Source organism: Streptomyces sp. YS415, from assembly GCF_023544665.1.
In the GTDB taxonomy this organism is placed as follows: domain Bacteria; phylum Actinomycetota; class Actinomycetes; order Streptomycetales; family Streptomycetaceae; genus Streptomyces.
Window position 1 is genome coordinate 90,389 of record NZ_JAMJFL010000011.1, and the last position, 22,422, is coordinate 112,810.

27 protein-coding genes are annotated in these 22,422 nt (G+C 70.6%); 2 read left to right on the top strand and 25 right to left on the bottom strand.

Annotation, left to right across the window (positions count from 1 at the left end):
• Positions 1 to 24: 24 nt before the first annotated feature.
• Entirely contained in the window at positions 25 to 1,131 is a 1,107-nt protein-coding gene (gene rlmN, locus M8H82_RS16290) for a 23S rRNA (adenine(2503)-C(2))-methyltransferase RlmN (RefSeq protein WP_250074550.1), read from the bottom strand.
• A 92-nt stretch (positions 1,132 to 1,223) separates the two neighbouring features.
• Here rlmN and M8H82_RS16295 point away from each other — a divergent pair, with 92 nt between their 5' ends.
• Positions 1,224 to 1,364, top strand: coding sequence for a hypothetical protein (locus M8H82_RS16295; RefSeq protein WP_250074552.1), 141 nt, complete (start codon positions 1,224 to 1,226; stop codon positions 1,362 to 1,364).
• A gap of 102 nt (positions 1,365 to 1,466) precedes the next feature.
• On the opposite strand, the gene M8H82_RS16300 is transcribed toward M8H82_RS16295, so the two are convergent.
• From M8H82_RS16300 to rpsB, 6 genes are all read right to left on the bottom strand, one after another.
• Positions 1,467 to 1,916, bottom strand: a complete 450-nt coding sequence (locus M8H82_RS16300; protein ID WP_250074554.1) for an SRPBCC family protein — start codon at positions 1,914 to 1,916, stop codon at positions 1,467 to 1,469.
• Between the two features lie 106 nt (positions 1,917 to 2,022).
• Positions 2,023 to 3,156, bottom strand: a complete 1,134-nt coding sequence (locus M8H82_RS16305) for a phosphatidate cytidylyltransferase (RefSeq protein ID WP_250074556.1) — start codon at positions 3,154 to 3,156, stop codon at positions 2,023 to 2,025.
• Positions 3,156 to 3,713, bottom strand: a complete 558-nt coding sequence (gene frr, locus M8H82_RS16310) for a ribosome recycling factor (RefSeq protein WP_250074558.1) — start codon at positions 3,711 to 3,713, stop codon at positions 3,156 to 3,158. Before frr ends, M8H82_RS16305 begins: the two co-directional genes overlap by 1 nt.
• A gap of 142 nt (positions 3,714 to 3,855) precedes the next feature.
• On the bottom strand, positions 3,856 to 4,626 hold the full coding sequence (pyrH, locus tag M8H82_RS16315; RefSeq protein ID WP_250074560.1) for a UMP kinase: 771 nt from the start codon (positions 4,624 to 4,626) through the stop codon (positions 3,856 to 3,858).
• Between the two features lie 186 nt (positions 4,627 to 4,812).
• The gene (tsf, locus tag M8H82_RS16320; RefSeq protein ID WP_250074562.1) at positions 4,813 to 5,649 is read right to left on the bottom strand and encodes a translation elongation factor Ts; all 837 of its coding nucleotides are present in this window, start codon (positions 5,647 to 5,649) and stop codon (positions 4,813 to 4,815) included.
• A gap of 159 nt (positions 5,650 to 5,808) precedes the next feature.
• Positions 5,809 to 6,723: a 30S ribosomal protein S2 gene (gene rpsB / locus M8H82_RS16325; RefSeq protein WP_250074564.1), complete on the bottom strand. Its 915-nt coding sequence runs from the start codon at positions 6,721 to 6,723 to the stop codon at positions 5,809 to 5,811.
• A gap of 273 nt (positions 6,724 to 6,996) precedes the next feature.
• Between rpsB and M8H82_RS16330 the strand changes: the two genes are divergently transcribed.
• Positions 6,997 to 7,545: a M23 family metallopeptidase gene (locus tag M8H82_RS16330; RefSeq protein ID WP_250074565.1), complete on the top strand. Its 549-nt coding sequence runs from the start codon at positions 6,997 to 6,999 to the stop codon at positions 7,543 to 7,545.
• 215 nt (positions 7,546 to 7,760) lie between these two features.
• Here M8H82_RS16330 and M8H82_RS16335 read toward each other — a convergent pair whose 3' ends face one another.
• From M8H82_RS16335 to proS, 18 genes are all read right to left on the bottom strand, one after another.
• On the bottom strand, positions 7,761 to 8,318 hold the full coding sequence (locus tag M8H82_RS16335) for a TetR/AcrR family transcriptional regulator (RefSeq protein WP_250074825.1): 558 nt from the start codon (positions 8,316 to 8,318) through the stop codon (positions 7,761 to 7,763).
• A gap of 84 nt (positions 8,319 to 8,402) precedes the next feature.
• The gene (whiG, locus tag M8H82_RS16340) at positions 8,403 to 9,245 is read right to left on the bottom strand and encodes an RNA polymerase sigma factor WhiG (protein WP_250074567.1); all 843 of its coding nucleotides are present in this window, start codon (positions 9,243 to 9,245) and stop codon (positions 8,403 to 8,405) included.
• Positions 9,246 to 9,527: 282 nt separating this feature from the next.
• Positions 9,528 to 10,688 carry a DNA-processing protein DprA gene (dprA, locus tag M8H82_RS16345; RefSeq protein WP_250074569.1) on the bottom strand — a complete coding sequence of 387 codons (1,161 nt, stop codon included), beginning with the start codon at positions 10,686 to 10,688 and terminating at the stop codon, positions 9,528 to 9,530.
• Positions 10,685 to 12,310 (bottom strand): YifB family Mg chelatase-like AAA ATPase, encoded by a 1,626-nt coding sequence (locus tag M8H82_RS16350; RefSeq protein WP_250074571.1) that lies wholly within the window; start codon positions 12,308 to 12,310, stop codon positions 10,685 to 10,687. Before M8H82_RS16350 ends, dprA begins: the two co-directional genes overlap by 4 nt.
• The gene (locus M8H82_RS16355; protein WP_250074574.1) at positions 12,310 to 12,672 is read right to left on the bottom strand and encodes a YraN family protein; all 363 of its coding nucleotides are present in this window, start codon (positions 12,670 to 12,672) and stop codon (positions 12,310 to 12,312) included. Before M8H82_RS16355 ends, M8H82_RS16350 begins: the two co-directional genes overlap by 1 nt.
• Positions 12,673 to 12,760: 88 nt before the next feature.
• Entirely contained in the window at positions 12,761 to 13,069 is a 309-nt protein-coding gene (locus tag M8H82_RS16360; RefSeq protein WP_003965949.1) for a DUF2469 domain-containing protein, read from the bottom strand.
• Between the two features lie 56 nt (positions 13,070 to 13,125).
• Positions 13,126 to 13,611, bottom strand: coding sequence for an NUDIX hydrolase (locus M8H82_RS16365; protein WP_250074826.1), 486 nt, complete (start codon positions 13,609 to 13,611; stop codon positions 13,126 to 13,128).
• A 19-nt stretch (positions 13,612 to 13,630) separates the two neighbouring features.
• The gene (gene lepB, locus M8H82_RS16370) at positions 13,631 to 14,398 is read right to left on the bottom strand and encodes a signal peptidase I (RefSeq protein WP_250074576.1); all 768 of its coding nucleotides are present in this window, start codon (positions 14,396 to 14,398) and stop codon (positions 13,631 to 13,633) included.
• Positions 14,399 to 14,449: 51 nt separating this feature from the next.
• Positions 14,450 to 15,409, bottom strand: a complete 960-nt coding sequence (gene lepB / locus M8H82_RS16375) for a signal peptidase I (RefSeq protein WP_250074578.1) — start codon at positions 15,407 to 15,409, stop codon at positions 14,450 to 14,452.
• Complete coding sequence (lepB, locus tag M8H82_RS16380; RefSeq protein WP_250074580.1) at positions 15,300 to 16,385, bottom strand: signal peptidase I; 1,086 nt, start codon at positions 16,383 to 16,385, stop codon at positions 15,300 to 15,302. Before lepB (M8H82_RS16380) ends, lepB (M8H82_RS16375) begins: the two co-directional genes overlap by 110 nt.
• Positions 16,378 to 17,073: a signal peptidase I gene (gene lepB / locus M8H82_RS16385; protein ID WP_250074583.1), complete on the bottom strand. Its 696-nt coding sequence runs from the start codon at positions 17,071 to 17,073 to the stop codon at positions 16,378 to 16,380. Before lepB (M8H82_RS16385) ends, lepB (M8H82_RS16380) begins: the two co-directional genes overlap by 8 nt.
• Before the next feature lie 44 nt (positions 17,074 to 17,117).
• Positions 17,118 to 17,468: a 50S ribosomal protein L19 gene (gene rplS, locus M8H82_RS16390; protein WP_030041016.1), complete on the bottom strand. Its 351-nt coding sequence runs from the start codon at positions 17,466 to 17,468 to the stop codon at positions 17,118 to 17,120.
• Positions 17,469 to 17,599: 131 nt separating this feature from the next.
• Positions 17,600 to 18,433 (bottom strand): tRNA (guanosine(37)-N1)-methyltransferase TrmD, encoded by an 834-nt coding sequence (gene trmD, locus M8H82_RS16395; protein ID WP_250074584.1) that lies wholly within the window; start codon positions 18,431 to 18,433, stop codon positions 17,600 to 17,602.
• Positions 18,433 to 18,975, bottom strand: coding sequence for a ribosome maturation factor RimM (gene rimM / locus M8H82_RS16400; RefSeq protein WP_250074586.1), 543 nt, complete (start codon positions 18,973 to 18,975; stop codon positions 18,433 to 18,435). The genes trmD and rimM overlap by 1 nt, the downstream gene beginning before the upstream one ends.
• 88 nt (positions 18,976 to 19,063) lie before the next feature.
• Positions 19,064 to 19,303 carry an RNA-binding protein gene (locus M8H82_RS16405; RefSeq protein WP_003973401.1) on the bottom strand — a complete coding sequence of 80 codons (240 nt, stop codon included), beginning with the start codon at positions 19,301 to 19,303 and terminating at the stop codon, positions 19,064 to 19,066.
• 2 nt (positions 19,304 to 19,305) lie between these two features.
• On the bottom strand, positions 19,306 to 19,725 hold the full coding sequence (gene rpsP / locus M8H82_RS16410) for a 30S ribosomal protein S16 (protein WP_250074588.1): 420 nt from the start codon (positions 19,723 to 19,725) through the stop codon (positions 19,306 to 19,308).
• A 284-nt stretch (positions 19,726 to 20,009) separates the two neighbouring features.
• Positions 20,010 to 20,606 (bottom strand): hypothetical protein, encoded by a 597-nt coding sequence (locus M8H82_RS16415; protein ID WP_186282930.1) that lies wholly within the window; start codon positions 20,604 to 20,606, stop codon positions 20,010 to 20,012.
• 260 nt (positions 20,607 to 20,866) lie between these two features.
• Entirely contained in the window at positions 20,867 to 22,279 is a 1,413-nt protein-coding gene (gene proS / locus M8H82_RS16420) for a proline--tRNA ligase (protein WP_250074591.1), read from the bottom strand.
• Positions 22,280 to 22,422 lie beyond the last annotated feature (143 nt).

Sequence of the window (22,422 nt, forward strand, 5' to 3'; positions counted from 1 at the left end):
GACGATCAGACTACCGCCCGCACACTACCGCTCGGTGGCCGCGAGCTGACCACACGCCCCGTCGATCTCCTGACCACGGGTGTCCCGGACCGTCACCGGCACCCCGTGGGCGGCGATGGCCTCGACGAACGCCTTCTCGTCCTCGGGCCGGGAAGCGGTCCACTTCGAGCCCGGGGTCGGGTTCAGCGGGATCAGGTTCACGTGCACGGGCTTGCCCTTGAGCAGCCGCCCGAGCCGGTCGCCCCGCCAGGCCTGGTCGTTGATGTCCCGGATCAGCGCGTACTCGATGGACAGCCGGCGTCCGGACTTCGCGGAGTACGCGAAGCCCGCGTCCAGCACCTCGCGGACCTTCCAGCGGGTGTTCACCGGGACGAGGGTGTCGCGCAGCTCGTCGTCGGGGGCGTGCAGCGAGATCGCGAGCCGGCACTTGAAGCCCTCGTCGGAGAACCGGTGGATGGCCGGGACCAGACCGACGGTGGAGACGGTGATCCCACGCTGCGACAGCCCGAGCCCGTCCGGCTCGGGGTCGGTGAGCCGCCGGATGGAGCCCACGACCCGGTTGTAGTTGGCGAGCGGCTCGCCCATCCCCATGAAGACGATGTTGGACAGCCGGGCGGGCCCTCCGGGCACCTCCCCGTCCCGCAGCGCCCGCATCCCGTCGACGATCTGGTGCACGATCTCGGCGGTGGACAGATTCCGGTCCAGCCCGGCCTGCCCGGTCGCGCAGAACGGGCAGTTCATGCCACAGCCGGCCTGCGAGCTGATGCACATGGTGACCCGGTCCGGATACCGCATCAGCACGGACTCGACGAGCGTCCCGTCGAACAGCCGCCACAGCGTCTTGCGGGTGGTCCCCTGGTCGGTCGACAGATGCCGTACGACCGTCATGAGCTCGGGGAACAGCTCCTCGCGCAGCTTGCCGCGCGCCCCGGCCGGGATGTCGGTCCACTGCTCGGGGTCATGGGTGTACCGCGCGAAGTAGTGCTGCGAGAGCTGCTTGGCACGAAACGGCTTCTCCCCGATCGCCGCGACGGCGTCCTTCCGCTCGGCAGGCGAAAGATCGGCAAGGTGCCGCGGCGGCTTCTTGGCTCCGCGGGGGGCGACGAATGTGAGTTCTCCGGGCTTTGGCATAACCCTTCCAGTGTCGCAGATCAACTGCGGGGGCCCAGGCCGGTGGGCCTCCGACAGCCCAGGGACGGCCCAGGGCCCATGCCCTAGGGGGTGTGCTGATCTCTCCGGTCATCGTCAGCGGCGGGCAGCTCGGCAAGGACTCGTTCTTCCGTGCTGACCTGGCCACGCCAGACGCATGCCTCGACTCGTTGCTCGCCCATCTGGAGGGCAAGGGCCTGTCGCCGTTCACATGATCAGCATGTCCCGTGGGGTTGCTACGGCCCAGCACCACACAACAAGCCTCCTATCCACGCTGAACGCGCATGTAGGGCACCTGTGTGACCGCCGCCGCCCCCTCACGCACCGGCCCCCTCCAGCCGCTCCTTCAACAGCGCCTCGTCCCGCGGCAGCTCCTTGCGGACCTGGGGGCGGACGACGAGCGGCACCAGGACCTTGCCGAGGCCGTGTCCCTCGAAGTCGACCTCGATGGTCACGCGGCAGCGCCGGCCCTCGTCGAGCGGTTCGATCGACCCGTGGGTGCGGGGGCGCACCGGCCCTTCGATGCCGTGCAGGTCCCAGGTGCGCGGTGGGTCGAGGGCGTCGAACTCCACGGTCATCGGGACCTCACGGGTGCCGATGCGGCGGGTGACCCTGACCCGCGAGCCGGGGTGCACCGGCCCCAGCTCCAGCCGCTCCGCCTTGACGGCGCTCAGCTGCCATTCGGGCAGGTTGGAGGGGGTGGTGACGTACGCGAAGACTTCTTCGGGCGTGCAGTCGAGGTCGATGGATTCGCGGATGGCGGACATGGTGGGCCCCCTTCGCGGGCGTACCCCTCCAGCGTCCCACCGCAACGCCCGCGGGAACAGCGGAGCCCCCGCCGAGGCGGGGGCTCCACGGGGGTCCGTACGACGCTCAGCCGGACCCGACGAACAGCACGAGCAGCAGCCAGACCACGGGCGCCGTGGGCAGCAAGGAGTCCAGCCGGTCCATGATGCCGCCGTGCCCCGGCAGCAGCGTGCCCATGTCCTTGATGCCCAGGTCGCGCTTGATCATCGACTCGCCGAGGTCGCCCAGCGTGGCGCTCGCCGCGACCGCGAGACCGAGCAGGAGGCCCTGCCACCAGGCACCGTCGTCGATCAGGAACTGCATGCACAGCGCACCCGCCACCATGGCGAAGGACACCGCCCCGAGCAGCCCCTCGCGGGTCTTGCCGGGACTGATGCGCGGAGCGAGCTTGTGCTTGCCGAAGCGCCAGCCGACGGCGTACGCCCCGGTGTCGCTGACCACGGTCAGCAGCAGGAACGTCAGCACCCGGGCCGGGCCGTCGTCGGCGGTGAGCATCATCGCGACGAAGGTGGCCAGGAACGGGACGTAGAACGCGGCGAAGACGCCCGCCGTGACGTCCTTGAGGTAGCCCTCGGGCGGTTCCGTCATCCGCCAGACCAGGACGGCCAGCGCGGTCAGCGCCATCGCCACCCAGGCGCCCTCGGCACCGCGGACGTACCCGGCGACGACCATAGCCGCACCGCCGACCGCCAGCGGGACGAGCGGCGCCTTGATGCCCTTGCGCTCCTCCAGCCGCTTGGTCAGCTCCCACAGACCCACGACGACGGCGACGGCGACGACCCCGACGAACGCGGCCTTGTACACGAACAGCGAGGCGACGATCACCGCGCCGAGCCCGATGCCGACCCCTATCGCCGCACCCAGATCGCGCCCGGCGCTCTTCTTCTGCGGTCGGGGCGCCGGCTGCGGGGCGTCGTGCATGGGCTCCGGATTCTGCGGCGCGTTGCCGTGGGGCTGCGCCCGCGGCGTCTCGTCGCGGAACAAGGGGCCGCTCAGCCGAGCGGCCCCCCGATCGTCATCCTGGTCATCGCCGTATCCGGGTACAGCGGGTCCGTCGGGCACGATGGGCATGGGGCGAGTCTGCTGCGCCTCAGGCGCATCGTACGTGGGACCCGCCGGGGCAGCCCCCTGGACAGGCCCCTGGTCGGACGGCCCCCAGTACCCGGCTTGTGGCGGCGCTCCCCAGGAAGAGTCGTTCATCAGACCTCGAGCAGCTCAGCTTCCTTGTGCTTCAGGAGCTCGTCCACCTGGGCGACGTACTTGTGGGTGGTGTCGTCGAGCTCCTTCTCCGCACGGCGGCCCTCGTCCTCACCGACGTCGCCGTCCTTGACGAGCTTGTCGATGGCGTCCTTGGCCTTGCGGCGCACCGAGCGGATGGAGACCTTGCTGTCCTCGGCCTTGCTCCGGGCGACCTTGATGTAGTCGCGGCGGCGCTCCTCGGTGAGCTCGGGGAACACCACACGGATGATGTTGCCGTCGTTGCTCGGGTTGACGCCCAGGTCGGAGTCGCGGATCGCCTGCTCGATGTTGCGCAGGGCGCTCTTGTCGAACGGGGTCACGACCGCCATGCGCGGCTCCGGCACGGAGAACGAAGCCAGCTGGTTGATCGGCGTCGGCGCGCCGTAGTAGTCGGCCACGATCTTGTTGAACATCGCCGGGTGCGCACGGCCGGTGCGGATCGCGGCGAAGTCCTCCTTGGCGACCACGACGGCCTTCTCCATCTTCTCCTCGGCCTCGAGGAGGGTCTCTTCGATCACCACTTGCTCCTGCGTGTCTTGAGTAGGCCCGGCTGCGGATCCTTGCGGGGGCGGCGGCCGGCTGCGTCGCGTCTTCTTCCTGCACGGTTCCCGACCGGCAGGACATTGTCCATCCCCCGGTCAGGGTCCGTGGGTGTTGCCGTCAGTCCCGGTTGTCCTGGTCACTGTCCTGGTCACCCACAAGCGTGCCGATCTTCTCACCCTTGACGGCGCGGGCGATATTGCCCTCCGCCAGAAGCTCGAACACCAGGATCGGAAGCTTGTTGTCGCGGCAGAGCGTGACGGCGGTGGCGTCGGCGACCTTGAGGTCCCGGGTGATGACCTCGCCGTAGCCGAGGGAGTCGAACTTGACCGCGTCCGGGTTGGTCTTCGGGTCGGAGTCGTAGACCCCGTCCACGCCGTTCTTGCCCATCAGCAGCGCCTCGGCGTCGATCTCCAGGGCGCGCTGGGCGGCGGTCGTGTCGGTGGAGAAGTACGGCATGCCCATACCGGCGCCGAAGATGACCACGCGGCCCTTCTCCAGGTGGCGCACGGCGCGCAGCGGGATGTACGGCTCGGCGACCTGGCCCATGGTGATGGCGGTCTGGACCCGGCTGTCGATGCCCTCCTTCTCCAGGAAGTCCTGGAGGGCGAGGCAGTTCATCACGGTGCCGAGCATGCCCATGTAGTCGGAGCGGGCGCGGTCCATGCCGCGCTGCTGCAGTTCGGCGCCGCGGAAGAAGTTGCCGCCGCCGATGACGACCGCGATCTCGGCGCCGTCGCGCACGACGGCCGCGATCTCGCGGGCGATCTTGTGCACCACGTTCGGGTCCACGCCGAGGCCCCCACCGCCGGAGAAGGCCTCTCCGGACAGCTTCAGCAGATACCGGCCGCGTACTTTGCCGTCGTCGCTCTTCTGGGCCTTGGTGGTCATCGGACTCTCACTTCTTTCCACGGGTCGCACATACGAAGAAGGCCACTGCCGGTGGGGATGGGTTCGTATCCCATACGCGGCAATGGCCTCCTCGTCAGATCTGCTGTCGTCCGCCACCGAGGTGACGGCGTACGCGGACGACTGCTGTCGACCCTATCGGGGTCGAGCGTCGATCGCGGTACGGACTCAGATGCCGACCTTGATGCGCGTGAAGCGCTTCAGGGTGACACCGGCCTCGTCCAGAACCTTCTGGACGGACTTCTTGTTGTCGAGCGCGTACGGCTGGCCGAGCAGCGTGGCGTCCTTGAAGAAGCCGTTGAGGCGACCCTCGACGATCTTCGGCAGGGCGGCCTCGGGCTTGCCCTCGGCGCGGGTGGTCTCCTCGGCGACGCGGCGCTCGGACTCGACGACGTCGGCCGGCACGTCCTCCTTGGAGAGGTACTTCGGCGCGAAGGCGGCGATGTGCTGGGCGACACCCTTGGCCAGCTCGGCGTCGGCCTTGTCCAGCTCGACCAGGACACCGATCTGCGGCGGCAGGTCGGGCATGGTGCGGTGCATGTAGGCGTAGACGAAACCGTCGGCGAACTGCGCGAAGCGGTCGAGGACGATCTTCTCGCCGAGGTTGGCGTTGGCCTCGTCCACGAAGGCCTGGACGGTCTTCCCGGCCTCGATCTCGGAGGCGAGCAGGGCCTCGAGGTCCGCCGGGGAGGTGGCGGCCACGTGCTGCGCGATCTGGTTGGCGACGGCCTGGAACTTCTCGCCCTTGGCGACGAAGTCCGTCTCGCACTTCAGCTCGACCAGGACACCGGAGGTGTTGTCGTCGGCGATGAGGGACACCACGGCGCCGTTCTCGGCGGAGCGGCCCTCGCGCTTGGCGACGCCCTTCTGGCCCTTGATACGGAGCGCCTCGACGGCCTTGTCGACGTTGCCCTCGGCCTCGTCCAGCGCCTTCTTGCAGTCCATCATGCCGGCGCCCGTGAGCTCACGGAGCTTCTTGACGTCGGCGGCGGTGTAGTTCGCCATGAGTCTCGAAATCTTTCTCGAAGTCTGGAAGGTCGAAGATCTGCGGGGGTCCGCGCTCCACATGTAGCCGCGGACCGACGACCCACCGCTGACCTACGGGTGAACGGCGGGGGCGGAACCGATGTCACCGCCCCCGCCGTCACCTCTGACGCTGACGGGTCAGGCCTGCTCGGCCTCGGCGGCCGGGGCGTCGGCAGCGGCCTCGACCGGAGCCTCGGCGGCAGCGTCGGCCGGAGCCTCGGCGGCGTCGGCCGGAGCCTCGGCCGGGGCCTCGGCGGCGGCCGGAGCCTCCTCAGGCTTCTTCTCGCCCTCGAGCAGGTCGCGCTCCCACTCGGCGAGCGGCTCGCCGGCGGCCTTCTCGCCCTTGCCCTCCGTCGCCACGCCGGAACGGGCGATGAGGCCCTCGGCGACGGCGTCGGCGATCACACGGGTGAGCAGGGTGACGGAGCGGATCGCGTCGTCGTTGCCCGGGATCTTGTAGTCGACCTCGTCGGGGTCGCAGTTGGTGTCGAGGATGGCGACGACCGGGATGTTGAGCTTCCGGGCCTCACCGACCGCGATGTGCTCCTTCTTGGTGTCCACGATCCAGACGGCGCTGGGAACCTTGGACATCTCGCGGATACCACCGAGGGTCTTCTCCAGCTTGGCCTTCTCACGCGAGAGGACCAGGAGCTCCTTCTTGGTCAGACCCGAAGCAGCGACGTCCTCGAAGTCGATCTGCTCGAGCTCCTTGAGGCGCTGCAGACGCTTGTAGACGGTGGAGAAGTTGGTGAGCATGCCGCCCAGCCAGCGCTGGTTGACGTAGGGCATGCCGACGCGGGTGGCCTGCTCGGCGATGGCCTCCTGCGCCTGCTTCTTCGTGCCGACGAACATGACCGTGCCGCCGTGGGCGACGGTCTCCTTGACGAACTCGTAGGCGCGGTCGATGTACGACAGCGACTGGAGCAGGTCGATGATGTAGATGCCGTTGCGCTCGGTGAAGATGAAGCGCTTCATCTTCGGGTTCCAGCGACGGGTCTGGTGACCGAAGTGGACGCCGCTTTCCAGCAGCTCCCGCATCGTGACGACGGCCATGGCCGTATCTCCTTGAATTTCTCGGTTGTGCCGCGGGGGCCGGACGGCTCCCGCGCCTGACGCCCACATGCGCCGTGCCACGAAGGACCGAGGAGCGCTGACACAGGTCGTTGAGTCGACCCGATGTCGGGGCGTGCGAAGTCGACCCGGTGACCCGGATCGCCAGAAGAAGTGTACGGGACCGGGAAGGCACCGGGTGACGCCACTGTCCACAAGCGCGGGGCGGTCCACAGATCCCTCCATGATCGACGGGCCTGGCGAGAGCCTGTGGGCATGCGAGCGAAACGATGGGCGAGTACGGCGGTCCTGGCGCTGACGGTCCTGACGCTGCCCGGCGCGGCACCAGGGGCACCCCTGTCCCCCGCGGCCGCGGGCACCCCGGCTCCGGCGGCGGCCCGGAGCTGGCCGGTGCCCCGTCCCACAGTGCTGCGCGGCTGGGAACCGCCCCCGGCCCCTTACGCCCGCGGCCACCGCGGGGTGGACCTGGCGGCTCCCTCCGGTACCCCCGTACGGGCGGTGGCCCCGGGCCGGGTGAGCTTCGCGGGCCGGGTGGCGGGCCGCGGGGTGCTCTCGATCGAACTGAAGAACACGGGCGCCCCGCCCCTGCGCACGACGTACGAGCCGATCACCCCGGGGGTGAAGAAGGGAGCGGAGGTGACGGCGGGCCAGGTGGTGGGGACGGTGACGGGCCCCACGCCCCACTGCCCGAGGGCCTGCCTCCACTGGGGCCTGCGCAGGGGCGACACCTACCTGAACCCGCTCGGTCTCCTGAACAGGGCCCCGTCGAGACTGCTACCGGTCCTGGACGTGCCCCTGCCCTGAACCGTGCGGCCCGCAACCCGTACAGCCGCCGCCCGTTCCATAGCCAAGGGGGGCCTCAACCCGCACCGCGACGGTCGTGGACGCACTGGATACGACCCCGGGCCCCGCACCACCGCTGCCCTGGACACAGCCAACGCAGGCCTCAACCGGCACACAGCCACCGCGGGTCCAACCCCCGCACCACCACTACCCGGGCCCACAAAGAAACGCCGACCTCAGCCCCGCACCCCGCGCAACGCCATCGACACCGCCGCCTCCGTGATCGTCGCCGGCTCCTCCGCCGCCCCCAGCTCGATCCGCCGCACGGCCGAGTCCACCACGCCCTGCAGCAGCATCGCCGCGAGCCGGGGCTCCGCGTGCCCCATGTCCCGCAGCGCCTCGACGATCATCGCGACCAGGCTGCCGTGCGCGGCCCGGATCTTCTCCCGGGCCCCGGCGTCCAGCTCGCTCGCGGAGATGGCGACCACGGCCCGGTGCCGCCGGTCGCCCACCAGGGCCAGCTGCGCCCGCACATACGCCTCGACCTTGCCCTCGGCCGACGCCGCCCCGTCCATCGCCGCGGCGACCTCCGCCGCCCACACGGGGAAATCGACCTCGCACAGCTCCTCGACCACGGCGGCCCGTGACCGGAAGTACTCGTACACGGACGACCGCGCAAGCCCCGTCCGCTCGGCGAGGGCCGGGAACGTCAGCGCGTCCGTCCCGCCCTCGGACAGCAGGGAACGAGCCGCGTCCAGCAGGGCGGCTCGCTGCATCGACCGGTGCTCGGCCACGGAGGCCGCTCGAATCCTTGGCACGTCAACCACTGTACGGACGCGCCGCCGACGACGGGAGTGACTCCCGGCCCCCGCACCCGCTCAGCGTCCAAAACTCGCCAGCTTCGCCCGCAACTGGAGCACGGACTTGGTGTGGATCTGGCTCACCCGGCTCTCGGTCACCCCCAGCACGTTCCCGATCTCGGCGAGCGTGAGCCCTTCGTAGTAGTAGAGCGTCACGACGGTCTTCTCCCGCTCGGGCAGGGTGTTGATCGCCCGCGCCAGGAAGCGCCGCAGTTCCCGGTCCTCGGCCACCTCCACGGGGTTGTCCGCGGCGGTGTCCTCCAGCGTGTCCATGACGCTGAGCCCGTCCCCGCTCTCGCCCCCCACGTGCAGCAGCTCCTCCAGTGCCACCACGTTGGCCAGCGACAACTGACTGAACACGGCATGGAGTTCGTCGACGGCGATGCCCATCTCGGCGGCCACCTCCCCCTCCGACGGCGTGCGCCGAAGCCGCGCCTCCAGGGTCGTGTAGGCCCGCTCCACGTTCCGCGCCTTCTGCCGGACCGACCGCGGGATCCAGTCGAGCGCCCGCAGCTCGTCGATCATCGCGCCCCGGATCCGGGTGATCGCGTACGTCTCGAACTTGATCTCCCGGTCGATGTCGAACTTCTCGATCGCGTCGATCAGCCCGAACACCCCGGAGGACACGAAATCGGCCTGCTCCACATTGGGCGGCAGCCCGACGCTCACCCGTCCCGCCACGTACTTCACGAGCGGCGAGTAGTGCAGGATCAGCTGCTCGCGCAGCCGCTCGTCCCCCGTCGCCTTGTACGACCGCCACAGCTCGTCGAGCGTCGAGGGAGCGGGGGGCCGCACGCTGCCACCGTCACGGGCGGCTGGGGGGATCGCCGCCCGGTCGGACCCGGAGGTGTGCTGGGGCATTCGTCGCCTTGTGCCGTTCTGCCGTGAAGTGCGGGTGCCTGGGTGAGGTGTCGGTCTGGTACGGGTCTGGTGCTGTGCTGCCGGTCTGCACCGGAATCCACGTGAGCGTAGCGTGACTGGAGAGTCGCAGTGTGCGAAGGCCAGGGCTCGGGGAGTGCGCAGATACGTTCCGCTGGGCGTCCCCCCGGGGCATGGCGGTTGCTCTGCGTGATCGGCCGCGCGCATCAACTCCGGGAATTCCCAAGGGCGTCGCGGTTCCCCCGGACGGCCGAACACGCTCGGTCAACCCCGACTGTGATCTTGGCGGAGCGAGATCATCGACTGGCGTGTCAACTTCCAGCCGTCGCCGTGTCGTTCGACGTAACCAAGTGCTCGTAGTTCGTACAGCCGGGCGATGGCGTCGTCGTCCGTGGTCCCCGCCCCGCGGGCGATCTCGTCCGGCGGGGCCGGGCGGCTCCCGGGCAGCGCGCTCAGCACCCGGCGGGCGCCCGGGGCCAGCAGGTCCCGCGGCAGCACGGGCCCGCGCCGGTCGGGAGCGAGTTCGCCCATGTCCCCGACGAGCTCGACGACTTCCGCGGCGTCGGTGACGAGGACGGCGTCTCCCCGCAGCAGTTCGTGCACCCCGGCGGAGAGCCCGCTGGTCGCCGGCCCCGGTACCCCTATCGTGTGGCGCCCCAGCCGCTGCGCCGCCCGTGCGGTGGCCAGCGACCCGCTCCGGTGCGCGGCCTCGACCACGACGGTGCCCCTGGTGAGCGCGGCGATCACCCGGTTCCGCACGATGAACCTGCTGGGCGTCGGATGGTCCCCGGGCGGCAACTCCCCGATCACGAGCCCCTGTTCCGCGATCCTGGTGATCAACTGTGTGTGCCCCCGCGGATAGGGCCGGTCCACCCCGCAGGCGAGCACGGCCACGGTGGCCCCGCCGGCGGCGAGGGCCCCCCGGTGGGCGGCGCCGTCGATGCCGTAGGCCCCGCCGGAGACCACCACCCACCCCCGCTCGGCGAGCCCGCCACCGAGGACGGCCGCCATGTGGGAGCCGTACTCGGTACAGGCCCGCGCCCCGACCAAGGCGACGGACCGCAGCGCCCATATCCGCAGATCGGCCACGCCCCGCACCCACAGGCCCACCGGCCGCGCGTCCCCGAGATCGTCGAGCTGTCCCGGCCACTCGGCGCTCCCCGGGCGCACGAACCGGACCCCCTCGTCCCGGGCCGCAGCGAGGTCCCGCGCGGGGTCGGCCCGCTCGGCCCGCGCCAGCAGCCCGGCCCAGCGCCGTTCGCTCACGCCGTCGGGCCTGGCCCCCTTCACTCGCAGCCGCCGCGCGATCTCCCGGCTGCCCAGTTCCCGCAACCAGCGCCCCGCGGTCTCGTCGCCCGGTTCGAGGACCCGGGCGAGGAACACCCGGTCGTGGAGCTCCTCGTCCGGATCAGCGGCGCGGCTCACGTCAACGCCCCGATGGCCATCGGCACCCCACGGGGGACCCCGGTACGCAGTTGCAGCGCCAGGGCGACGTCCGTCCCGTCGGGCCGGTCGTGGCCGACGAGGTCGGCGACGGTCCAGGCGACCCGGAGGACCCGGTCGAGGCCGCGGGCGGTCAGTACGCCCCGCTCCAGGCTGCGCTCGGCCTCGTCCATCGCGCCGGACGCGGCGTACCAGCGGCTGCGCAGCTCCCGGCCCGGCACCTCGCTGTTCGTCCGCCAGGGCGTACCGGCCAGCCGGGCCGCCGCCCGGTCCCTGGCCTGCTGGACCCGGGCCGCCACCGCCGCCGTGGACTCACCCCGGGCACCGCGCTCGGTCAGCTCCGCGCGGGTGACCCGGTCCACCTCGACCCGCAGGTCCACCCGGTCGAGCAGGGGCCCGGAGAGCCGGGCCTGGTAGCGGCGGACGACAGCGGGCGGGCACTCGCAGAAGTCGTCGTTCTGGGAGAACCGGCCGCAGGGGCAGGGGTTGGCCGCGAGCACCATCAGGAACTTCGCCGGGAACCGGACGACGCCCGCGCTGCGCGCGATCACGACGTGCCCGGCCTCCAGGGGCTGGCGCAGGGCATCGAGCGCCTGGCTGCTGAACTCGGGTGTCTCGTCCAGGAACAGGACGCCCCGATGGGACAGCGACACCGCACCCGGCCGGGCGATGCCGGGACCGCCGCCGACCAGGGCCTGCATCGTCGCGGAGTGGTGCGGGGCGCAGTAGGGCGGGACGTCGATCAGGGGCTTGCCCGCGGGCAGCAGTCCCGCCACCGAGTGCACCGCCGTGACCTCCAGCGACTCCTGCCTGGCCAGCCGGGGCAGGATCGCGGGCAGCCGCTCGGCGAGCATGGTCTTGCCGGCCCCGGGCGGCCCCTCCAGGAACAGATGGTGTCCGCCGGCCGCGGCGACCTCCACGGCCGTACGGGCCGAGAGCTGGCCCACGACGTCGGCCAGGTCATGGCCGCTGTCCTGCTGGGCCGCTCCGGCGCTGTGCATGCCGGTGGCCGCGCCCGTGCCGGGCACCCGCAGTCCGGCGAGCAGCGGATCGGGGCGGCCGGGTTCGTGCGGTTCCTCCTCGGGCACGGGCTCGTCGGCCAGGACGGCGATCAGCTGGCGCAGGCTGCGCACCCCCAGCACGGAGACCCCGGGCACCAGGGAGGCCTCGGCGGCGGCGCTCTCCGGTACGACCACCTGTTCGTACCCGGCGTGGGCGGCGGCCAGCACCGCGGGCAGAATGCCGCGGACGGGCCGCACCCGGCCGTCCAGGCCCAGCTCCCCGATCATCACGATGTCGGCGAGGACCCGCGGATCGATCCGTTCCGCCGCGCCCAGGACCGCGCTGGCGACGGCCAGGTCGAAGCCGCTGCCGGCCTTGGGGACCGACGCCGGGCTGAGCCCCACCGTCAGCTTCTTCTGCGGCCAGGGCGTGCCCGAGTTGACCACCGCCGCCCGGACCCGGTCCCGGCTCTCGGTCAGGCTCTTGTCGGGCAGGCCGACCAGGGTGAAGGCCGCCACGCCCGGTTCGAGGTCGGCCTGGACCTCCACCACCACGCCCTCGACTCCGACCAGCGCCACCGAGCAGGTGCGGGCGAACGCCATCACGCCACCCCCCGCACGTGGTCGACCACGGGGGCGCCCCGCTGGGGGAGGAGGACGCCGACGACGTCGATGCGGACGCCGCCGGGTGGCGCCCCTCCATGGGACTGGATCCAGCGTTCGGCCAGGTTCCGCAGGCGTTCCGCCTTCTCGGGCGTCACCGCGGCCATCGGGTGTTCGAAGCAGTCGCCCCTGCGGGTCTTGACCTCGCAGACGACCAGCGCGTCCCCGTCCCGCGCCACGATGTCGATCTCACCAGTGCGGCCGCAGCGCCAGTTGCGCTCCAGGACCGTCATCCCGGCCTCGGCCAGCCTCCGGGCGGCCAGCCCTTCTCCGTACCTGCCGAGTGCACTGCGTGCGTTCATGTCGGCACCACCTCCGGCACCGACGATCACGCATCCGCCCCCAAGAAAAGGATCTTGGTGGACAAGTCACTCCCTGTGGATAACTCCGTCACCCGCCCGGGAGTTCGAGGTCGCTCTTGTTCAGCTCCTCAATGTTCACGTCCTTGAACGTGAGCACACGCACCTGCTTCACGAACCGGGCCGGCCGGTACATGTCCCAGACCCAGGCGTCCGCCATGGACACCTCGAAGAACACCTCTCCCTGGACCGAGTGCACCTGCATCTCGTAGTCGTTGGTCAGATAGAAGCGCCGCTCGGTCTCGATCACGTATTTGAACAGACCGACGACATCGCGGTACTCCCGGTAGAGCTTGAGCTCCATCTCGGTCTCGTACTTCTCGAGGTCCTCGGCGCTCATGGCATGTTCCCCTTCAGCCGTGCGATCCACCCATTGTGCGCCAGCCCCGCGAGCCCCTAGACGATTTCGGTGTCCAGGGTCACGGGCCCGGCCGGGGGACCTTCGTCGAGCAGCCTGCGCAGCAGCTCGGCGAGTCTGGTCGGATACACCGTCTCATGTGCCTGGCTCAGTTCCTGACACGTCCACCAGCGCGCTCCGGCGACACTGCGCCGCTCCAGCTCGGTGAGGCCCCCGGCCCCGGGCACCACGTCCCGCGCCTCCGCCGTACGGGCCAGGTAGTACCACTCGTCCTGGTCCCAGCGGCGGCCGGCGAAGGGGAACGAGCACGTCCGCCGCCAGAGCACCGGGCCCAGCTCGACCTCGGTGATGCCGGTCTCCTCGGCGAGTTCCCGCAGCGCGGCCTGTGCCCGGGTCTCGTCGCCCTCGACGCCCCCGCCGGGCGTGAACCACCAGTCGTCGCTCACATCGTCCGGCTCGTGCCCGTGCAGCAGCAGGATCCGGTCCTCGGGATCCAGCAGAACGACCCGGGCGACCTTGCGCATCCCGCCCGTGTACGTGTCCTCAGCGGGCACCCGCGGACCCCGTCCCGGTACGGGAGCGGCCCAGCCACTTCGCCACCGGCCCGTAGGCCGCACCGCCGAGCACCAGCAGGGCGCCCACCACGATCAGGACGCCCATGGTGCGCAGCGGTCCGGGCGAGGAGATCGCGCCCAGTTCCTCGAAGCCGGAGGGGCGCTCCAGCATGCCGTCCATCGGCCAGACGACGGCGTCGACCCGGGCGGTCACCGCACCGGTCGCCACCGTGCCGCTCGCGGCGTCGGTCAGATGGGCGGTGGAGTCCAGCGAGCCGTGCCGCTCGTCACCGAGCAGGAACAGCCGTCCCTTGGGGACGGTCACAGTCGGGAAGTCGGTGGTCGCGGTCAGGCTGCCGTCGGGCAGATACGGTTCGTCGATCTTCTTGCCGTCGACGGTCAGCCGGCCGTCCGTGCAGCAGGCGACGGTGTCGCCGCCGACGGCCACCACCCGCTTGAGCACCGGCGCGTTCGCCCAGGCCGCGTCCTTGAAGACGACGACGTCCCCGCGACGTATCTCGTCCCCGTCGACCCGCTCGGCCAGCACCCGGGCACCGGCGTCGATGGTGGGCGCCATGGACGTGGTGGGCACGGTGTACGGCCGGTAGACCACCGCCGCCCAGGCGAAGCCGCCCAGGAACAGCACCAGGCCCAGCGCGACCGCGAGGCCGGACAGCCGCTGTCCGGTCCTGCTGCCCGCCGGGCCTCTGCCTCCGCCGCTCGGCGGGGCCGTACGCGTCGTGCTCTCGCCACCCATGGGTCCGCACCCTACCCGGGGGTACACCCCGGGGTCAGCCCATGGTCTGGATCACTCGGAGCCCTTGCGGGCCCACTTGCGGCGCCACAGAACGAGCGGCACGGCACCGACGAGGGCGAGTCCCGAGGGGGCGACGGCCGCCGTGTGCGCGCTGAGGTTCTGGTCGAAGGTGTCCGGAACCGGCAGGGTGTCCCAGCGGTTGACCGGCCAGGCCACCACGACGGCACGCCCGACGACCTTGTCGACCGGCACCATGCCCTTGTTGGCGTCCGCCTGGTTGTAGCGCGAGTCCCGGGAGTTCTGCCGGTGGTCGCCCATGACCCACAGGTAGCCCTCGGGGACCTTCACCTTGAACTGGCCGCCGTCGGAGTCGTTGGTGCACGGGGTGTCGCCGGGGTAGATGAACGACGACTCGTTCAGCGCCTTGCCGTTGATCTTCAGCGGGCCGGTGCCCTTGCACTCGACGGTGTCACCGCCGACGCCGACGACCCGCTTGATCAGGTCCTTCTCCTCGGCGGACGGCATCAGGCCGATCCAGCTGAGGAAGGTCTGCAGGACGTTCGGGTCGGGCGTGGGCTCGCCGGCCAGCCAGTTGTCGGGGTCGTGGAAGACGACGACCTCGCCGCGCTCGGGCTCCGATCCGAACCAGGGGGTGAGCTTGTCGACCAGCACCCGGTCGCCCTGCTGGAGGGTGTTCTGCATCGAGTCGGACGGGATGGAGAAGGCCTGCACCAGGAACGTCTTGATCAGCAGCGCCAGCACCAGCGCGATACCGATCAGGATGGGCAGCTCCTTCCAGAAGGAGCGTGCCTTGTTCGCCTTGGGGGCGGAGTCGCCCGGCCCCTGGCCGTCCGTGCGGGCCTGCTCGCCGACCGCCGTGTCCTCGTCGGCCCGGCCGGAGTCACGTCCGGAGGTCACGGCGCCGTCCGCGCCCGGGCCGGTCGCCTCCGCGGGGCGTCCGCGGTCCTCGCCGTCGTGCCCGGACCGTGCGCCTACCGCCACATCCCCCACGCCAACTCCTTACTCTGTGCCACTGCCTGCCCCGAAGGCGGTGCAGGCCCACCACTCCCATAACGAGCGGGAGTTCCGCAGGGCTCGGGAGTCGCATCGGTTCGTTCGGATCGTCGAAGGCAACCCTATGCGACAGCTGGGGAGCCGCGGTCGATCCGGTGGCCGAGTCGGAGACGGACGCGTACGTTTTCGGTTCGTCCAGGGTGCCCCAGTGACCGAAGGGCCAGGCGATGACCACGGCGCGGCCGACCACCTCGTCCTCGGAGACCGTGCCGCCGTTCTGGTCCTGGTGGGAGCGGGAGTCGGCGGAGTCGGCGCGGTGGTCGCCCATCACCCACAGCCGCCCCGGCGGGACGGTGATGTCGAACTCGGTCAGGGACGGGACGTTCCCGGGAAAGAGGTAGTCCTCCTCCAGCGGGACGCCGTTGACGGTGACCCGCCCTTGCGCGTCGCAGCACGTGACCCGGTCCCCGCCGACGCCGACGACCCGCTTGATCAGGTCCTTCTCGTTGTCGGACGGCAGCAGGCCGATGAAGGTGAGCCCTTCCTTGACCTGCTTGACGACGACGGGGTCCTCCTTCTTTGCGGTGGGCTGCTCGTCCTGGAGCCAGCCGCCGGGGTCCTTGAAGACGACGACGTCCCCGCGCTGCGGCTTGGAGCCGAACCACGGGGTGAGCTTGTCGACCAGGACCCGGTCGCCGATCTGGATCGTCTGCTCCATCGACCCGGAGGGGATCACGAAGGCCTGGACGAGGAACGTCTTCAGGACCAGCGCGATGAGCACCGCGACCCCGATGAGGAGCGGTATCTCCTTGATCGCGCTGCGCCGGCGCCGCCGCTTGACCTTGCGCTGCAGCTTGCGCCGCTCCGCGCGGGTCCGGCCGTCGCCGGAGGCGGAGGCCCGCCGGGAGCCGGTGGGCAGGAGGTCTTCGGCGGCGCTGCTGGGTGCCCCGCGCGGCTTGCCGCGGTTACCCATGGCCACCGGCCGGGCCGGGCACGCGCGCGTAGGCGTCGGGGCGCTCCAGGCGGGTCCAGTGGGCGGTGGGCCAGACGATCCAGTCGGCGCGGCCGATCACGTCCTCGACGGGGATCATGCCGCCACCCGGGGAGCCCAGGTGGTCGCGGGAGTCGCTGGAGGCGCTGCGGTGGTCGCCGAGGACGAAGAGGCTGCCCGCGGGCACGACGACGTCGAAGGACACGCCGGACGGGCCGTCCCCGGGGTACAGGAAGGCCGACTCGTCGACCGACCGGCCGTTCACCTGGATCCTCCCCTCCTTGTCGCAGCAGACCACCCGGTCCTCACCCACTCCGACCACGCGCTTGATGTAGTCCGCGTCCCCGAAGTACCCGGTTCCGTCGAAGACCACGACATCGCCACGCTGCGGCTGGGCACCGAAACGGTACGCCAACTTATTTACGACAACGCGGTCCCCGATCCTCAATCCGCGCTCCATCGATCCGCTGGGGATCTGGAAGGGCTGGAGCACGAACGTGCTGAGCAGCAGCAGGAAGACCAGGCAGACCAGCAGGGTCAGGGTGACCCGTCCGCCGGGCAGCCACTGGGAGATCCGCGACACCAACGCAAAACGCGACCGGCCCTCCGTGCCGCGCGGTGCGGGTGCGGAGGAGCGGTCGCGCTCCGTCGGCTGTGCTTCGGTGTCCATCGGGGCCAGATGCTATCCGGCCCCGCTGTGACGTCCTAAAGCGCTCAGTTGTCGCGCTTCTCCTTGATCTTCGCGGCCTTGCCGCGCAGCTCACGGAGGTAGTACAGCTTGGCACGGCGCACGTCACCACGGGTGACGAGCTCGATCTTCTCCACGATCGGGGTGTGCACCGGGAAGGTGCGCTCGACGCCGACGGAGAAGGAGACCTTGCGGACCGTGAAGGTCTCGCGGACACCGGCGCCCTGGCGGCGGATGACTACGCCCTTGAACTGCTGCACACGGGAGCGGTTGCCCTCGATGACGCGGACGTGGACGTTGACGGTGTCACCCGGGCGGAAGGCCGGGACGTCGCTGCGCAGCGACGCGGAGTCGACGGAGTCGAGCAGGTGAGACATGTCGTCTGCTTTCTTCACCCATGCCACAGGTCATAGGCGGGAGTAGTTTCCAGGAGGATGCTGTTCGCGTCGGGGCGGGCGTCGTGTCCCCCTGCGGCAGGGGCGCACGCCGGACGGCGCACAACAGCTGCCTATTCTTCCACGGCCTCGGGCCTGCGCCAAAATCGGCCGTGCTGCTCGCCCTCGGGATCCGGGGCCCAGCCCAGGATGGAGAGCATTTCGCGGTCCTTCTTGTCGAAGGCCTTGGGGTCGCAGCGCTCGATCAGGTCGGGCCGGTGGGCGGTCGTACGCTTCAGTGCCTCGTCGCGCCGCCAGCGGGCGATCTTTCCGTGGTGCCCGCTGAGCAGCACGTCCGGGATGCCTCGGCCGCGCCACTCGGGCGGCTTGGTGTAGACGGGCCCCTCCAGCAGGCTCGCCATGGCGCCGGGCGCGAAGGAGTCGTCGCGGTGGGACTCGGCGTTGCCGAGGACACCGGGCAGCAGCCGGGCCACGGCCTCCGTCATCACCAGGACGGCCGCCTCGCCGCCGGCCAGGACGTAGTCGCCGATGGACACCTCGTGGACCGGCATCCGGGTCGCGTACTCGTCGATGACCCGGCGGTCGATGCCCTCGTACCGGGCCGGGGTGAAGATCAGCCACGGGCGCATGGAGAGCTCCACCGCGAGTTCCTGCGTGAAGGGGCGCCCGCTCGGCGTGGGGACGATCAGCGTGGGTGCGTACGAGCCGGTCTCGTAGCCGTCCGCGAGGACGGAGTCCAGCGCGTCGCCCCAGGGGTCGGTCTTCATGACCATGCCGGGGCCGCCGCCATAGGGCGTGTCGTCGACCGTGTTGTGCCGGTCGTAGGTCCAGCCGCGCAGGTCGTGCACCTGGACGTTCAGCTGTCCACGCGCGCGTGCCTTGCCGACCAGGGAGACGTTCAGGGGCTCCAGGTACTCGGGGAAGATCGTGACGACGTCGAGGCGCATCAGGACTCGTCCCGCGAGGAGGCGATCTCCGCCTGGTCGTCGATCAGGCCGGGCGGCGGGTCGATGACCGCCTTCTGCTCGGCGAGGTCGATCTCGGTGACGATCTCCTGCACGAACGGGATCATCACCTCGCTGCCGTCGGGGCGCTCGACGATGAACAGGTCCTGCGAGGGCAGATGCGAGATCTCGGTGATCCGGCCGACCTCCTCGCCGTCCTTGGTGACCACGTCCAGGTCCATCAGCTGGTGGTCGTAGTACTCGTCCTCCTCCTCGGGCAGTTCGTCGGGGTCGACGTCCGCGATGAGGAGGATGTTGCGCAGGGCCTCGGCACCGGTGCGGTCGCGCACGCCCTCGAAGCGCAGGAGCAGCCGACCGCTGTGCACCCGGCCGGTCTCGATGGTGAGCGGGCCCGCGGATGCGGGATCGGTGGCCAGGACGGCCCCGGGGGCGAGCCGGAGTTCCGGCTCGTCGGTACGTACCTCGACGGTGACCTCGCCCTTGATGCCGTGGGCGCGGCCGATCCGGGCGACTACGAGCTGCACTTTTCGAAGATCTCCTGTCGTACGTACGACTGCGGGCCGGGGACGGCCCAGTGGCCCTCCCCGGCCCGAGCCGGTGCTGCGTTCGGCGTCAGCGGACGTGGTCCACGTCGACGAGGTCGACACGGACACCACGGCCGCCGATGGCGCCCACGACGGTGCGCAGAGCGCGTGCGGTGCGGCCGTTGCGGCCGATCACCTTGCCGAGGTCGTCCGGGTGGACCCGGACCTCGAGCACGCGTCCGCGGCGCAGGTTGCGGGATGCGACCTGCACATCGTCAGGGTTGTCGACGATGCCCTTCACGAGGTGCTCGAGAGCCTCCTCGAGCATGCTCAGGCCTCGGTCGACTCGGACTCAGCCGCAGCCTCGTCCTTCTTGTCGGCCTTCTTCTTCTGGGTGATGGCCTCACCCTTGCCCTCGTCGTCGCCGCCCAGGGCCTCGAACGAGGGGCGCGCGGCCTTCTCGGCCGGCTGGAGCAGCGGCGCCGGGGCGGGCTCGCCCTTGAACTTCTGCCAGTCGCCGGTCTTCTTGAGGATGGCGAGGACGGGCTCGGTCGGCTGGGCGCCGACGGAGAGCCAGTACGCGACACGCTCGGCGTCGACCTCGATGCGCGACGGGTTCTGCACCGGGTGGTACAGGCCGATCTCCTCGATCGCACGACCGTCACGACGGGTGCGGGAGTCGGCGACGACGATGCGGTAGTGAGGCGAACGGATCTTGCCCAGACGCTTCAGCTTGATCTTGACTGCCACGGGAGTGGGTTCTCCTGGATTTGACGTGGTTGGGCACGGCGAGACGGCCGCGTGGGGTTGCGGTACCCGAGTGCCCGATGGACGCGTCAGCCGGAGGCGAGAGGGTTCCTGTGCGGCTGTCGAGTACAGCTAGCCATTGTGCCACACCCGGCGGCCCGCTTCGGACCGAGGGCCTGGGCGGCGGGCATGGCTGAGGCGCACCCGGCGCGGAGGTGAGGAACGTCGGGTGCGCAGTCGGCGTCGCCGACCGCACCGGCAGCCACGAGATGCCGGTACTGGTCGGATTACGCCGCGCCCACGACCTCGGGAATCCGGAACGGCTTCCCGCAGCCGCCGCAGACGATCGGGGCCTGGGCCAGCACCGAGGGGACGACGCGGACATTGCGGCCGCAGTCGCAGACCGCCTTGACGCGGACCCCGCCCCCGGACGAGCCGTGCCGGGCCGCCGGACCCCGGAAGGACCGGGCCGTGTCCGCCGACGTGGCCGCCGTGTGCGCCTTCAGGGCGCGCTGGAGGCGCTCGATCGTCGGACGGTAGCGTCGCTTGGCCTCCGGATTGAGGGTGACCAGCGAGAAGCCGCTGCTGGGGTGGGGTTCGTCGGGGTGGTCCAGGCCCAGCTCCTCGGCGATGGCCAGGAATCTGCGGTTGTGGTAGCGGCCCGCCCGGGAGGTGTCGCGGACTCCTCGGGCGGCGGCGATGCCGTGCACCGCCTCATGAAGCAGCCGCTCGAAGGAGAGCTCGTGTCCGCACGCGGACGACGACTCTCCGATCAGGGACTCTGGCGCGGCGAGATCCGGCAGTTCGGGGTGGTGCCGCTGAATGTCGGCCCACGCCTGCGCCAGTTCCGCGGCGAGAACAGGTGGTGTCTGTGTCGTGCTCACGTAATGACAACGAGCCGGGGTGCCCCGGTGTTCCGATTCCGGGCCATCCCAAATAATTTGCACGTACCCGTCAGTTGCCGCTGATGCGTCCTGACGAGGGCGGGTGCGCTGATCTGCGGAGAAGCCTCGCAGCTCACCACAAGGTGGTGCGTAGGCTGACGTACGCCCCGGCGCGTACGCCGTCTCCGCACGGTGGGGTGGCAGTGTCGGGCGGCGGCGCAAGAGGCCTTTCGGTCGCTCTCGCGCCTTTCCGCCTCGTCTCAGTAAGCGCGCGCGACGATCGCGACGTTACCCGGCGCGTCCTCGTCCTCCGGCACCGACCCGTCCTCGGCGACCAGACAGCGTACGGTCACCGAGTGCTCGGCCAGCGCGGCCTCGCCCGCCGCGCCCAGCGCGGCCCACGGGATGCGCGCCCAGCCGGTGGCGGCGGCCTCGACGGCCTCCTCGATCGTCGACACCTCACTCGTGCGGGACTCGCGGCGCTCTCGGGACTGCGTGAGCAGCAGCGCCTGGTCGTCCTCCAGCATCCCGGGCAGCAGCTCCACCAGGGATTCGAGGGCCACCGCCTCCTTGCCGCCGGGAATCCGGCGAGCCACCATCGCGGTGCCGCTCTCCAGGTCGCGCGGCCCGATCTCGATCCGCACCGGCACGCCCTTGAGCTCCCAGTCGACCGCGCGCCGCCCAAAGGGGGTGTCCGTACGGTCGTCGACCCGCACCCGGATGCCGGCCGCCTTCAGCCGGTCGCCGAGCTCGCGGACCTTGGCCAGAACCGCCTCGTCGCCCTTGATCGCGAGGACGACGACCTGGATCTGCGCCAGCCGCGGCGGCACGCGCAGGCCGTTGTCGTCCCCGTGCGCCATCACCAGGGCGCCGATCATGCGGGTCGTCGAACCCCAGGAGGTCTGCCAGACGAGTTCCTGCGTGCCGTCCTTCGACAGGTAGCGCGTGTTGAAGGCCCTGGCGAAGTTCTGGCCCAGTTCATGGCTGGTGGCCATCTGGAGCGCCTTGCCGTCGCCCATCATGCCTTCGAGGGTGAGGGTGTTGAGCGCCCCGGCGAACCGCTCCTTGACGGTCTTGCGGCCGGGTACGACGTCCATGGCGAGGAGGTTCACCATGAAGTCCTCGTAGACCTGACGGTGGATGTGCGCGGCGAAGTCGCGGGCGTCCTCGTACGTGGCGTGCGCGGTGTGGCCCTCCTGCCAGAGGAACTCCGTCGTGCGCAGGAACAGCCGGGGCCTGAGTTCCCAACGCACCACGTTGGCCCACTGGTTGATCAGCAGCGGCAGGTCGCGGTAGCTCTGCACCCACTTGGCGAAGTAGTCGTTGACGATCATCTCGGAGGTGGGCCGGACGACCGCCGGCTCCTCCAGCTCCTTGCCGCCGCCGTGCGTGACCACCGCCAGCTCGGGCGCGAAGCCCTCGACGTGGTCGGCCTCCCTGGCGAAGTACGACTGCGGGATGAGCAGCGGGAAGTACGCGTTCTGGGTGCCCGTCTCCTTGATGCGGGCGTCCATCTCCGCCTGCATCCGCTCCCACAGTCCGTACCCGTACGGTCGGATCACCATCGTGCCGCGCACCGGCCCATTGTCGGCCAGCTCGGCCTTGGCGATCAGATCCTGGTACCAGCGCGGGAAGTCGTCCGCCCGCGGTGTGAGAACGGGTGCCTTTGCCATGGCGCGATGGTACGGGCCCACGTTGCCGGAATGTGAATTCTCGCCACAGGCACGTGCCGGTCCCAAGCCGGGCCCGACGACCCCTGGACTCCGGGTCGAGCGCGGAGTTTCCTGGCATACGGGGGAAGAGCGAACGCACGGCA

Coding starts and splice junctions, on each gene's coding strand:
- rlmN (WP_250074550.1), bottom strand. CDS start 1,131: ATGCCAAAGCCCGGAGAACTCACATTCGTCGCCCCCCGCGGAGCCAAG.
- M8H82_RS16300 (WP_250074554.1), bottom strand. CDS start 1,916: ATGTCCGCCATCCGCGAATCCATCGACCTCGACTGCACGCCCGAAGAA.
- M8H82_RS16305 (WP_250074556.1), bottom strand. CDS start 3,156: ATGAACGACTCTTCCTGGGGAGCGCCGCCACAAGCCGGGTACTGGGGG.
- pyrH (WP_250074560.1), bottom strand. CDS start 4,626: ATGACCACCAAGGCCCAGAAGAGCGACGACGGCAAAGTACGCGGCCGG.
- tsf (WP_250074562.1), bottom strand. CDS start 5,649: ATGGCGAACTACACCGCCGCCGACGTCAAGAAGCTCCGTGAGCTCACG.
- rpsB (WP_250074564.1), bottom strand. CDS start 6,723: ATGGCCGTCGTCACGATGCGGGAGCTGCTGGAAAGCGGCGTCCACTTC.
- M8H82_RS16330 (WP_250074565.1), top strand. CDS start 6,997: ATGCGAGCGAAACGATGGGCGAGTACGGCGGTCCTGGCGCTGACGGTC.
- whiG (WP_250074567.1), bottom strand. CDS start 9,245: ATGCCCCAGCACACCTCCGGGTCCGACCGGGCGGCGATCCCCCCAGCC.
- M8H82_RS16350 (WP_250074571.1), bottom strand. CDS start 12,310: ATGGCGTTCGCCCGCACCTGCTCGGTGGCGCTGGTCGGAGTCGAGGGC.
- M8H82_RS16355 (WP_250074574.1), bottom strand. CDS start 12,672: ATGAACGCACGCAGTGCACTCGGCAGGTACGGAGAAGGGCTGGCCGCC.
- M8H82_RS16360 (WP_003965949.1), bottom strand. CDS start 13,069: ATGAGCGCCGAGGACCTCGAGAAGTACGAGACCGAGATGGAGCTCAAG.
- M8H82_RS16365 (WP_250074826.1), bottom strand. CDS start 13,611: ATGCGCAAGGTCGCCCGGGTCGTTCTGCTGGATCCCGAGGACCGGATC.
- lepB (WP_250074576.1), bottom strand. CDS start 14,398: ATGGGTGGCGAGAGCACGACGCGTACGGCCCCGCCGAGCGGCGGAGGC.
- lepB (WP_250074580.1), bottom strand. CDS start 16,385: ATGGGTAACCGCGGCAAGCCGCGCGGGGCACCCAGCAGCGCCGCCGAA.
- lepB (WP_250074583.1), bottom strand. CDS start 17,073: ATGGACACCGAAGCACAGCCGACGGAGCGCGACCGCTCCTCCGCACCC.
- rplS (WP_030041016.1), bottom strand. CDS start 17,468: ATGTCTCACCTGCTCGACTCCGTCGACTCCGCGTCGCTGCGCAGCGAC.
- trmD (WP_250074584.1), bottom strand. CDS start 18,433: ATGCGCCTCGACGTCGTCACGATCTTCCCCGAGTACCTGGAGCCCCTG.
- M8H82_RS16405 (WP_003973401.1), bottom strand. CDS start 19,303: ATGCTCGAGGAGGCTCTCGAGCACCTCGTGAAGGGCATCGTCGACAAC.
- proS (WP_250074591.1), bottom strand. CDS start 22,279: ATGGCAAAGGCACCCGTTCTCACACCGCGGGCGGACGACTTCCCGCGC.